Consider the following 12,498-nt stretch of genomic DNA (forward strand, 5'->3'; position numbering starts at 1 on the left):
GATAGCGAAACCTCCCAACGCGCGGCGGTGCCCCTCCTTGTGGATGGGCACCGTCTCTTCGGGCGCCGGTGCAAGCCGGCGCCTTCTTTTTGCGGAAATCCGCACACTGCGCGCACGGTATCTCCACTAAAGAAGACAACTCGATCGCCGTTACACCGTTGCGGAGTCGTCAAACAATAAGTGGAGAAAACGCGACATGCGACAGTGGACACTCAAAGCAAAGCTGCGCCTCGCGCTGGCCCTGATGTGGCTGGGGCTGATCGGCGTTGGCATCTGGAGCGCGATGGAGACCCGCGCGACCATGCTCGACGAACGTAAGGTCGGGCTGCAGAACCTGGTGGACGCCGCCGAAGGCGTCGCCAAGCTGTATCACGGCCGCGCACAATCGGGTGCCATGAGCGAGGCCGATGCCAAGAAAGCCGCGTTGTCGACGCTCGCCTCGATGCGCTTTGGCTCCACCGGCTACCTGTTCGTGGTCGATTCGCAGTTCATCCTGCTGATGCACCCGACGCTGGCCGACATGGTCGGCAAGAGCACCGCAGGCTTCAAGGACCCGACCGGCAAACCGGTCTACCCGACCATCGTCAACGCCGCCAAAGACAAGGGCTTCGGCTTTGCCGAATACCAGGGCCGCTTGCCCGGCAGCGAGACCGCATTGCCGAAGATCGGCTATGTGAAGCACTTCGCGCCGTGGGACTGGAACATTTCTAGCGCCGTCTTTCTGCAGGAAGTGGATGCGGCGTATCGCCACTCGCTCATCGCCAACCTGCTCGTCATTCTGCTGGTGGGCGGCGCGGTGTCGCTGGCCATGTCGCTCATCATCCGCAACGTGCAGCGCGGGCTGGGCGGTGAGCCCAGCTACGCCACCGAGGTCGCACGCCGCATTGCCGGCGGCGACCTGGCCGTGCACGTGCAAACCCACACCGGCGACCGCGACAGCATGCTGGTCGCCATGGCGCAGATGCAGCAGCAACTGACCGGCACCATCAGCCATATCAAGACGTCGGCGGACTCGATCGCGAGTGCCACCAAGCAGATCGCAGCTGGCAATGCCGATCTGTCGCAACGCACGGAAGAGCAGGCTTCGTCGCTGGAGGAAACCGCGTCGAGCATGGAAGAACTGACGAGCATCGTGCGTCAGAACGCTGACAACGCGCGCCAGGCGAGCACGTTGGCCGTCAACGCATCGGACATCGCGACCAAGGGCGGCGAGGTGGTCGGCCGCGTGATCGACACCATGGCGGGCATCAACGAAAGCAGCAAGAAGATTGCCGACATCATCGGCGTAATCGAAGGCATCGCGTTCCAGACGAATATCCTGGCGCTCAATGCCGCGGTCGAGGCCGCGCGTGCCGGCGAACAGGGCCGCGGCTTCGCCGTGGTGGCCGGAGAGGTGCGAAACCTGGCGCAGCGCTCGGCTGGGGCGGCCAAGGAGATCAAGGAACTCATCGGCGATTCGGTCGGCCGCGTAGAAAACGGCACCACGCTGGTGGCCGAAGCGGGCAGCGTGATCGACGAGGTGGTGATCGCGGTCAAGCGCGTGACCGACATCATGGGCGAGATCAGTTCGGCCTCCGAAGAACAAAGCTCCGGCATCGAGCAGGTAAACCAGGCCGTGAACCAGATGGATGAGGTGACGCAGCAGAACGCCGCGCTGGTCGAGCAGGCTGCGGCCGCTGCGCTGTCGCTGGAAGAACAGGCACAGGTGCTGCGGGACGCGGTGGCGTCGTTCCGCACCGCCTGATCGCCGAGACTTCACGCCCGATTCCCCAACGAGGGGAGGGGCGCCGCGCCGTTCTCTGGTGTGTCGCATGGTGCTATGCTGCGCGCCAGAGAATCGATAAAACCATGTTGGAATAGCCATGCCCGAGCGCAACCGGCCGCCATTCAGTGGCCCTTTTAGCGCGATTGCCGGGTCGACCACCAGCGCCTATGCCGCAGCAGGAGACACTGCCGGCGACGCCCATGAGCCGATGTCCGGCGGCCGCTCCAGTGCCGTGCGTGATGTCGCTGCACAGGATCTGGCCAGCGACACCGCGCTGTGGCGCTTTGCGCTGGCCGCAGAGCACGGCGGCCGCGCGCCCCACCCCGATGCCGCCTTGCGCGACGATCTTTCCGTCCTGCGCATCCTGCGCCACGCTGATGGCCTGCGCCTGCTCCGGCAAGGATTGCGCAGTGCGTTCCCGGGTTCAGCCCTGCGCTTGACCACCTTCTGGCCCGAAGAACAGCCGCACGCCTACCCGGCGCGCGCGGAAGCCCGCCCAGCGGAATTCGGCGATCTGCTCGTGCTGCTGCGCCTGCGCGGCGCGGTGCCGACGCTCGATTGCCGTGCGCTGTTTCTTACCAGCCGCCGCATCGATCAGCCCGACGATGCGCTCGACAAGCACCACGCGCTACCGCAGATCAGCCTGTACGAAGGCTGGCCCGATTTCAACGTCTATGCGCGTTCGCCGATCAAGTCGCGCAACGCAACCTTCCTGGGCAAGTTTGACCTGTCGGCCGAGCTGGACCCGCTGCGCCGCGTTGGCCGCGACCAGCGCCAGTGGCGCTACCTGACGCCCTGCACTGGCCTGCAGCAGTACGCGCAATGGCCCGGCGCACGGCCGGCTTCGCCGCTGCAATGGCGCTGGCCGTCGGGCGCGCAAGCCGCTGGCGCACGGCCCAGTTCCGGTTCGTTTACCGGGCTGCTGCGACAGCTCGCACGCCCGGAAGGCCCCGGCGAGGATTGCTCCGCGGGCACTGATGTGCCGACCTGGGGCCGCCTCATCAACAGACTGCTCGATCACAGCTGGGAAGTCGCCCCGAGCCACGCGCTCAAGAGCGGCAATATCAGCTCGCTGGCGTTCTGGACGCGACTGCGCGGCTTCCTGACGGCGGAGTACCTGCTGGGCTCGCATTCGTTGCAGAAGGGTTTTGGCGCGTCGTTGCAGTTCGAGATGGCCAACGGCCTGCAGGACATCGCCCGCGACGACTGGACGGCCACCACCGGCTTCGACCCGGAAGACCTCGACGTGCCCGGCGTGCGCGGCACGCTGCAGCGCATTGCGGCGTCCAGACTGGCCGTCTTCGGCATGAGCGCCGAAGACCCCGCACCGCTCGCAGCGCCGCGCCCGCAGCGCGGCGTGACCCCGCGCCCCGATGGCGAACGCGAAGGCCTGCGCGTGTTGCTGATCGACGTGATCCGCCCCAGCGCAGCCGCCCTGTAGGCACGCCAATTCGATAAAAAGCGACGCCCGCGCCGCAGAGAACGCAACGATTTCTCGGTGGTGCGCGGCTATGCTGTGGCGTTGCGCTGCTGCGCTTCCTGCCGCCCCTCCGCTGTCGCCCATGCCTTCCGCTGCTCCCGCCTCCGCCGCTTCCACGACAACAGCCTCCCCCTGGATGCCCATCCTTGCGCTGATGGGTTCGATGGCCTCTGTGTGCCTCGGTAACTCATTTGCCAAGACGCTGTTTCCGGTACTGGGCGCTGCGGGCACGGTCACGTACCGCGTGACGATTGGCGCGGTGATCCTGCTGGCGTTCTGGCGGCCGTGGCGCCTGCACCTGAGCCGCGCAGATGCCGGCCGCATTGCCCTGTACGGCATCACGCTAGCGAGCATGAACCTGCTGTTCTACCTGTCGCTGCAGCGGTTGCCGATCGGCATTGCGATCGCCATCGAATTCACGGGGCCGCTGGTGCTGGCCGTGCTGCTGTCGCGCCGCGCTCTGGATTTCGTGTGGATCGGGCTGGCGGTGGTCGGCTTGCTCATGCTGACGGTGGCCGACAAGTCGGTCGGCCAGGTTGACCACCTGGGCGCGATGTATGCGCTGGCCGCCGGCGTGTGCTGGGCGCTCTACATCCTGACCGGCAAGAACCTCGGCGGCCTGCATGCGGGCCAGGCTACGTCGATCGGCATGCTGGTCGGTGCGCTGTTTGCGATTCCGTTTGGGGTGGCGCAGGCAGGGTCGGCACTGCTTGCGCCCTCGCTCATTCTGGCTGGACTGGGCATCGGGCTGCTGTCCAGCGCGATCCCGTATTCGCTGGAGATGGTGGCGCTCAAGCACCTGCCGGGCAAGACGTTTTCCGTGTTGCTGAGCCTGGAGCCCGCCATCGGCGCGCTGGCGGGGGCAATCGTGCTGCACGAGCAGCTGACCGGGCGCCAATGGGTGGCAATTCTGGCCATCATCGCTGCGTCAGCGGGGTGTGCGCTGACGGTGCGGGCACCTAAGCCTTCCCCTGATCCTGCCGGCGTCGCCTGACGTCGTTTAGCCGGAAAACCGCACCAGCGCTTGCAGAACAGCCATGCGCGTCTGCGCGTAGACCATCCCCTTCCATTCCGGCGCGTCGCAATAAAACGCATCACGCAGCGCCTGGCGAATGCCGGTGCGCTGCGCGGCGCCCTGCTCCGGATGGCGATGCAGCCAATGATCGGCACGCAGCGCCTGCAGCACCGCCAGCGGTGCGAGCGTGCCGAACTCCAGCGTCACGCAGGTCTTCTCGATGCTGGGCAGCAGTTCGTATGCGATGCCGACCAGATCGCCCTTGACGACCGATGAGACCGAACCCGCTGCCGCAATCGGTCGAACATCGGCGCCCCAGGTGCGCATGGCGCGCTCCAGTTCCGCAGCGTCGGGGCTGTTGAAGATCTTCTCACCGTGGCCGTAGTGGCCAAGCCCGGTATGCAGGTCGATCCACACCAGGCGCGACATGCCGGCCGCATGCCGCGACACGATCCCGCGCATCTGCAGCGTGCTCCAGCACGGCGCGCTGCCGCCGTAGAACATGCCGTCCGGCACGCGGTATTGGCCGCTCGTTGCGGCGTCTTGCAGGGCCTTCTCGCCGCGCGTCACCATGTAGTGCTGCAGCGCTGCCTGATCCGCCTGGCTGGGCGGCCACGTGCGCGGCAGCAAAAGTGGATCGACTTCGAGATAGGCCGGGTTGGCAGAAGCGGCTTCGGCAAAGTCGACGCTGTTGCGGTTCAGGTCAACGTTGTCTTCATTCACGCGCCGCAAGTGTGCAAACCCGTACGGATTGACCGCGTGCACCAGCAGCAGCGCTACGTTGGCTGCCGCCAGCCGCGCGAATAGTTCTTCATCTTGCAGCAGGCCGGTCTGGCAGCCGGAGCCGCAGAACCCCTCCACACCATGGACACCGGAGGTGACGATCAGCAGCGTTTGCGCCTGTGCCGGCACAAGCAGCGCGGTGTCGATGGAGAGCTGCTCGCCGGACGGCCCCGCCACATCCGGATGCAGATGACGCTCGATGCGGAGCCCGCGCGTCTGCGCGGCGGCGAGGAACTTGCCGCGCGCTTCATCGTAGGTCTGCGAGAAGAAAGCTTCGACCGTCATGGCGGGAATCCCGGGGGCAGTGGTAGCCGCAGCGTGCCATGCCCAACAGGCGCGGCGCAACCGCACAAACGTGAATCGACCGCCCCAAAACGCAAACAGGCGACGCATGGTGCGTCGCCTGTTTGCGTTGATGCCGGGTCGAGCCGAGTGTCGAGCCGTTGGCTCAGATCACTCCCAAGACAGCGCACCGCCGGTCTGGTACTCGATCACGCGCGTCTCGAAGAAGTTGCGCTCCTTCTTCAGGTCGATCATCTCGCTCATCCACGGGAACGGGTTTTCTTCGTTCGGGAACAGCGCGTCCAGGCCGATCTGTTGGCAGCGACGGTTGCAGATGAAGCGCAGGTAGCCCTTGAACATCGGTGCGTTCAGGCCCAGCACGCCGCGCGGCATGGTGTCTTCTGCGTAGCGGTATTCCAGGTCGACCGCCTTCTTGAACAGCTCCGTGATCTCGGCCTTGAACTCGGCCGTCCACAGGTGCGGGTTCTCCAGCTTGATCTGGTTGATCAGGTCGATACCGAAATTGCAGTGCAGCGACTCGTCGCGCAGGATGTACTGGTACTGCTCCGCAGCGCCGGTCATCTTGTTCTGACGGCCCATCGCCAGGATCTGCGTGAAGCCGACGTAGAAGAACAGGCCTTCCATGATGCAGGCGAAGACGATGAGCGACTTCAGCAGCTTCTGATCGTTCTCGGGCGTGCCGGTCTTGAACGACGGATCGGTCAGCGTGTCGATGAACGGGATCAGGAACTCGTCCTTGTCACGGATCGACTGCACCTCGTGGTACGCATTGAAGATCTCGGCCTCGTTCAGGCCCAGCGACTCAACGATGTACTGATACGCGTGCGTGTGGATTGCCTCTTCAAACGCCTGGCGCAGCAGGTACTGGCGGCATTCCGGCGCGGTGATCTGGCGGTACGTGCCCAGCACGATGTTGTTGGCGGCCAGCGAGTCAGCCGTCACGAAGAAGCCCAGGTTGCGCTTGATGATGCGGCGCTCGTCTTCGGTCAGGCCGTTCGGGTCTTTCCACGTCGCGATGTCGCGCGACATGTTGATTTCCTGCGGCATCCAGTGGTTCGCGCAACCGGCGAGGTACTTTTCCCAGGCCCACTTGTACTTGAACGGCACCAGCTGGTTGACGTCGGTGGCGCCGTTGATGACGCGCTTGTCGGCGGCGTTCACACGGCGGTTGCTCTGTGCGGCAGCGGCGTTCGGATTGTTACCGAGGATGCCCGTGCCGGCGGCAGCGGTGGCCGACGGAGGCAGCACGCCGCCCTGGTCAGCGGTGGCCGTTTGCAGTTGCGGCTGCGGTTGATACACCGGCTGCGGTGCAGCCGGAGGTTGTGCGGCAGGTTTGACGTCGTCGTCCCAGCTCAGCATGTGTGTTTCTCCTAATTCTTTGCTCGTCGCTCCCGCTCTTTTGGAGCGCGAGTCCAGTGTCGTTCAGGTCACGGCGCCCCCGCTTGCGCGGGAGCAACCTCAGACACTGTTTTGACTTATTGGCAGGCTTCGCATTCCTCGAAACCGGGGTCGCCGGGGCGCATCGTGCACACGGCGCCTTCAGCTTCCGGCATGGCCTGCGCGGTGGCAGCAGCGGCGTCCAGTGCGCTGGTCGGTGCGGCCGAATTCACGCCGGATGCACCTGCAGCCCCGGTTGCCGAATGACCACCCACATCGCTACCCGACGACACCGCATTCAGCGTGCCGCGCGACACGGTCGACTTCTCGACGTGCGTGGCGCCGATCGTGCGCAGGTAATACGTGGTCTTCAAGCCACGCAGCCAGGCCAGCTTGTACGTGTCGTCCAGCTTCTTGCCCGAGGCGCCGGCCATATAGATGTTCAGCGACTGTGCCTGGTCGATCCACTTCTGGCGACGCGAGGCAGCTTCCACCAGCCATTGCGGCTCCACTTCGAAAGCCGTTGCGTACAGGTCGCGCAGGTCTTGCGGGATGCGGTCGATGCGGGCCAGCGAGCCGTCGAAGTACTTCAGGTCGGCGACCATCACTTCGTCCCACAGACCGCGTGCCTTCAGGTCGCGCACCAGGTAGTCGTTGACCACCGTGAACTCACCCGACAGGTTCGACTTGACGTACAGGTTCTGGTACGTCGGCTCGATACAGGCCGACACGCCGATGATGTTGGAGATCGTTGCCGTCGGGGCGATCGCCACGCAGTTCGAGTTGCGCATGCCGTACTGCTTGATGCGGCCGCGCAGGCTGTCCCAGTCCATCGTCGACGACATATCCGTTTCCAGATAGCCGCCGCGCTCTTCGGCCAGCAGCTTGAGGGAGTCTTGCGGCAGGATGCCGCGATCCCACAGCGAGCCCTTGTAGCTGCTGTAGCGGCCACGCTCTTCAGCCAGTTCGGTCGACGCCAGGTAGGCGTAGTAGCACACGGCTTCCATCGAGGTATCGGCAAACTGCACCGCTGCATCGCTGGCGTAAGGCAGACGCAGCACATGCAGCGCGTCCTGGAAGCCCATGATGCCCATGCCGACCGGACGGTGGCGCAGGTTGGAGTCACGCGCCTTCTTGACCGCGTAGTAGTTGATGTCGATCACGTTGTCGAGCATGCGCATGGCCGTGCGCACGGTCTTCTTCAGCTTCTCGTGATCGAGCACCACGCTGCCGTCCGCCTGCTTGATCAGGTGAGCGACCAGGTTGACCGAACCCAGGTTGCACACGGCGATTTCGCTGTCGTTGGTGTTCAGCGTGATTTCCGTGCACAGGTTGGAGCTGTGCACCACACCCACGTGCTGCTGCGGGCTGCGGATGTTGCACGGATCCTTGAACGTGATCCACGGGTGGCCGGTTTCGAACAGCATGCCCAGCATCTTGCGCCACAGTTGCAGCGCCGGCATCTTCTTGAAGAGCTTGATCTCGCCGCGCGCGACCTTGTCTTCATAAGCCAGGTAGGCCTGCTCGAATGCCTTGCCGACCTTGTCGTGCAGGTCCGGGCAGGTAGACGGCGAGAACAGCGTCCACTCGCCACCTTCCATCACACGCTTCATGAACAGGTCGGGAATCCAGTTCGCCGTGTTCATGTCGTGCGTGCGGCGGCGGTCGTCGCCGGTGTTCTTGCGCAGTTCCAGGAATTCTTCGATGTCCAGGTGCCACGTTTCCAGATACGCGCAGACAGCGCCCTTGCGCTTGCCGCCCTGGTTCACGGCCACGGCTGTGTCGTTGACCACCTTCAGGAACGGCACCACGCCTTGCGACTTGCCGTTGGTGCCTTTGATGTGCGAACCGAGTGCACGCACGTTGGTCCAGTCGTTGCCCAGGCCGCCTGCGAACTTCGACAGCAGCGCGTTTTCCTTCAGCGCCTCGTAAATGCCGTCCAGATCATCCGACACGGTGGTCAGGTAGCAGGACGACAGCTGCGAGCGGCGCGTGCCCGAGTTGAACAGCGTCGGCGTGCTCGACATGAAGTCGAACGACGACAGCAGCTGGTAGAACTCGATGGCGCGGGCTTCGCGGTCGATTTCGTTCAGCGCCAGGCCCATCGCCACGCGCATGAAGAATGCCTGCGGCATCTCGATGCGGGTTTCGTTGATGTGCAGGAAATAGCGGTCGTACAGCGTCTGCAGGCCGAGGTAGTTGAACTGGAAGTCGCGCGAGGCGTCCAGCGCCGCACCCAGGCGGGCCAGGTCGAACTGCGCCAGCTTGTCGTCGAGCAGCTCGGCGTTGATGCCGCGCTTGATGAACTGCGGGAAGTAGTCGACGTAACGCGTGCTCATTTCCGCTTGCGTGACTTCTTCGCCGAGGATTTCGCGGCGGATCGTGTGCATCAGGATACGCGCCGTGACCTGGCTGTACGCCGGGTCCTTTTCGATCAGGGTACGCGAGGCCAGGATGGCCGAGTCGTACACCTGCGTCATCGGCACGCCTTCATACAGGTTCTTGACCGTTTCCTTGAGGATCGGCTCCGGGTCCACCGCTTCGCCTAGGCCTTCGCAGGCCGAGACGATCACGTTGCGCAGCGCCGCCATGTCCAGCGGGCGGGTGATGCCGCCGTCGGTCACGTTCAGGCCGATGAAGGCCGGTTGCTGCTGGGTTTCGCCGGCTTGCGCGCGCTCCTGGGCGCGGCGCTCGCGGTACAGCACATAGGCGCGGGCCACGTCGTGCTCGCCCGAGCGCATCAGGGCCAGTTCCACTTGGTCCTGCACGTCTTCGATATGGAACGTACCGCCGTTCGGGCGGCTGCGCAGCAGTGCGCGCACGACGTTCTGCGTTTGTTGGTCGACCAGCTCGCGCACACGCGCGGAAGCAGCGCCCTGCCCGCCATTCACGGCGAGGAAGGCCTTGGTCATCGCCACGGCGATCTTCGAAGGCTCGAAGCTGACCACGGCGCCGTTGCGGCGAATGATCTTGTAGTCGGCAAGGTTGACGCCGGAAGCGATGCCGGTGGCCACGGCCGTGCCGCCAGCGCTTTGCGCAAATTGCGAGGGGTTGGCGGTGCCGGAGTGGATTTCGGATTGGGCCGTCTGCATGTGGACTCCTGTTGAACCGTTCGTTTTTTATTGGCTCGCCGAGCGGGTGACCCGTTGGCGAACCCTCGCGCTACGCGGAGAAATGAGACGGAAAAGACCCTTGCCTTTTCTCAGCTCCCAAGCGTCGGCTTGACCCGCCGTACGCCCGCCCCCGCGTGGCGCCGAAATAAGAATCCCGGAAAGTCACCACTATATCTAGTGTGTTACCCCGGGATTAGCCCTAAGTATAGTGGATCGACCAAACAAGACCAGTCTTGACAGATGGCGGTGAAGGGGGGTTTTCTCAACCCAAATGCAGTGCCGCAAACCCGCCATCCCAGGCAGCACAACGGGTCGGCGGGACTGGCGTGCGGCGTCGCAATGACCGCCTCTTCAGAATAATTCTTTCTATCGACGTCGCAAGTTCAATAGACGTCACCTCATCCACGGTAGGGGCATGTGGGCCGCGCACAGCACTGGTGCAGACGTGCTGCGCTCCGCGCCCTCCTGGACATTCCCCCCGCTCAAGAAATCCGAATAGCCGCATCAGCATTCTTGCCGCGGCTGTCACTTGAGCGACAGGCCCCAACCCTACGCTTCGGTCGCATTGCAGGGAGCGCAATCACAGCGGTGGGACACCGAGCGCCGCACACAACGACCGAGGAAATCGACATGGACTGGAATCAACCCGCCCGCCGCCTGCTGACGGCTGCGCTGGGCACGACGGTGGCCGCCACGCTGGCGACCACCTTGACCGCATGCGGCGGCGGCGACAGCAGCCCCATCGCCAACCAGGGCAACACGGACGCACCGACCACCAGCGCCAGCAAGAAAGTGCTGGTGGTCGGGGTAGACGGTGCCACCTATGCGCAGGTGCAGAGCGCGCTCCTGCAGCGCAGCTTGCCGAACCTGGGCACCCTGGCAGTGATGCCGGCTTCGACGGGCGGCACGCTGGGTACCACCACCGCCCAGGCGCCGCTGGACACGCCAAGCTGGGCCACCGTGCTGACCGGCACCTGGCAGAACCGCCACAGCGTGACGGACGACACCGTCACCACCCTGGCCGCCCCGAGTGTCTTCAGCTATGCGCGCAGCGCCGCCAAGGCGGCCGGCACCACGCAACGCCTGGGCGCTGCCGTCAGCTCGGCCGTACTGCCGGCGCTGCTCAAGGCGGATCAGCAAGGCGGCAATCTCGACGCGCTCGTCGACTGCGCCCAGGTGGACACCTGCGTGACGCAGAACAGCGTGAAGCTGGTGCAGTCGGGCTACGACGTCGTCTTCGCGCAATACACCGCGCCGGCTGCGGCCGCGCTGGCTTCCGGCGTGCAGAGCGACGCGTACGCGGCCGCACTGGCCAACGTCGATCAGGCGCTGGGCACGCTGCAGGCTGCCATCGCCCAGCGCCGCACCGCCAACCCGAACGAAGACTGGCTTGTCGTCGTGACCACCAGCCACGGCCTGGACGCCACAGGCGCCACCACGTCGGCGCCGACGCTTGAAAACCGCACCGCCTTCATCGCGCTGAACAAAAGCGTCAATCCGTTGCTCGGTAAGAACGGCATGGCCGCGCCCACGTCGGAAGCCGCGCTCGCGGCCCTGCCGAGCGAGGCTGACATCGTGCCGACCGTGCTGGCGCAATTGAACGCCGCCGTGCCGGCGACCGCCCACAAGTTGGATGGCGCAGCGCTCACCGCCAGCGCCATCGGCGTGCGCAACCTCCAGAGCACCGTGGGTGCGTACAGCGCATCGCTGGTGCTGAACTGGCAGAACCCGACGTCAGCGAGCGGCCCCATCACCGTGCTGCGCGACGGCAAGCAGGTCGCCACGCTACCCACCACGGCCACGCAGTACACCGACAGCAACATCGCCACCGCAAGCGGCATCTACCGCATCAACTACACGCTGGTGCGCAACAACGTGCCGGTGTCGATGCTTGCGCAGATCGCCTACGTTGCACCGACGCCGCTGGCGACGTCGCTCACCAACGGCCTGGCCGCGTACTACAGCTTCGACCCGCTGCCGCCGACTGACCGTAAAGCCAGTTCGACGATCGGCCCGTGGGTGGCAGGCACCGACGGCGGTTCTGCGGTAACCGACCCCTTTGGCGGTACGGCGCTTTCGGTCGATTCGCGCATCGACGCCTACAAGCTCACCCAGAACGGCGCCGACATCGCGCAGAGCCCGCAGTTCACGATTGGCTTCTGGTTCAAGTCGGACTGCACGCAGGGCAACGGCACTGGCGAGCCCATCCTCGCCAACAAGGACTACTACTCCGGCTCCAATGCCGGCATCGCCATCGGCCTGTGGGGCGGCTGCGAAGTGCGCTTCAACCTGGGCAGCGGCGGCAAGCGCGACGACATCCAGGGCATGAAGTTCAGCGCCAACCAGTGGGCCTACCTCGCCCTGTCGGTCGATGCGCAGGCCAAGCTTTTCAGCGCGTACATCCTTGACCCGGTGCTGGGCGTGCAAAAGGTGGAAGACAAGGCCATCGCCAATACCGACGTCACCAAGCTCAATGGCCTGGCCACCAAGGTCTGGGGCCTGAACGACGACGCCACGCACAACTACGTGCCCAACAACCCGGGCTCGCTCAAGGGCGTGATGGCCTACGACGACCTCGCCATGTGGACACGCCGGCTGACGCTGGACGAACTCAAGACGATCAACGGCTCGCACCAGCCGCTGTCGACGCTGAACCCCTGAT

Annotated in this window: 7 protein-coding genes; 4 read left to right on the forward strand and 3 right to left on the reverse strand. The window is 64.9% G+C overall.

The features are described 5' to 3' along the window. Positions 1-196 precede the first annotated feature (196 nt). From BG83_RS0124025 to BG83_RS0124035, 3 genes are all read left to right on the forward strand, one after another. A complete protein-coding gene (locus BG83_RS0124025) occupies positions 197-1,744 on the forward strand; it encodes a methyl-accepting chemotaxis protein (protein ID WP_024979139.1) in 1,548 nt (515 codons plus the stop codon). 118 nt (positions 1,745-1,862) lie between these two features. Then, the gene (locus tag BG83_RS0124030) at positions 1,863-3,206 is read left to right on the forward strand and encodes a hypothetical protein (protein ID WP_024979140.1); all 1,344 of its coding nucleotides are present in this window, start codon (positions 1,863-1,865) and stop codon (positions 3,204-3,206) included. A 121-nt stretch (positions 3,207-3,327) separates the two neighbouring features. After that, complete coding sequence (locus BG83_RS0124035; RefSeq protein WP_024979141.1) at positions 3,328-4,239, forward strand: EamA family transporter; 912 nt, start codon at positions 3,328-3,330, stop codon at positions 4,237-4,239. Between the two features lie 6 nt (positions 4,240-4,245). Here BG83_RS0124035 and BG83_RS0124040 read toward each other — a convergent pair whose 3' ends face one another. The 3 genes from BG83_RS0124040 to BG83_RS0124050 all read right to left on the reverse strand — a co-directional run bounded on the left by BG83_RS0124040 (position 4,246) and on the right by BG83_RS0124050 (position 9,815). Continuing rightward, on the reverse strand, positions 4,246-5,328 hold the full coding sequence (locus BG83_RS0124040) for a M14 family metallopeptidase (protein WP_024979142.1): 1,083 nt from the start codon (positions 5,326-5,328) through the stop codon (positions 4,246-4,248). Between the two features lie 168 nt (positions 5,329-5,496). Further along, positions 5,497-6,705 carry a ribonucleotide-diphosphate reductase subunit beta gene (locus BG83_RS0124045; RefSeq protein WP_024979143.1) on the reverse strand — a complete coding sequence of 403 codons (1,209 nt, stop codon included), beginning with the start codon at positions 6,703-6,705 and terminating at the stop codon, positions 5,497-5,499. Positions 6,706-6,821: 116 nt separating this feature from the next. After that, the gene (locus BG83_RS0124050; protein WP_024979144.1) at positions 6,822-9,815 is read right to left on the reverse strand and encodes a ribonucleoside-diphosphate reductase subunit alpha; all 2,994 of its coding nucleotides are present in this window, start codon (positions 9,813-9,815) and stop codon (positions 6,822-6,824) included. A gap of 651 nt (positions 9,816-10,466) precedes the next feature. Between BG83_RS0124050 and BG83_RS0124055 the strand changes: the two genes are divergently transcribed. Then, the gene (locus tag BG83_RS0124055) at positions 10,467-12,497 is read left to right on the forward strand and encodes an alkaline phosphatase family protein (protein ID WP_024979145.1); all 2,031 of its coding nucleotides are present in this window, start codon (positions 10,467-10,469) and stop codon (positions 12,495-12,497) included. The last annotated feature ends 1 nt before the right edge of the window (position 12,498 follow it).

This window comes from Ralstonia pickettii, from assembly GCF_000607165.1.
Lineage (GTDB): Bacteria > Pseudomonadota > Gammaproteobacteria > Burkholderiales > Burkholderiaceae > Ralstonia > Ralstonia holmesii.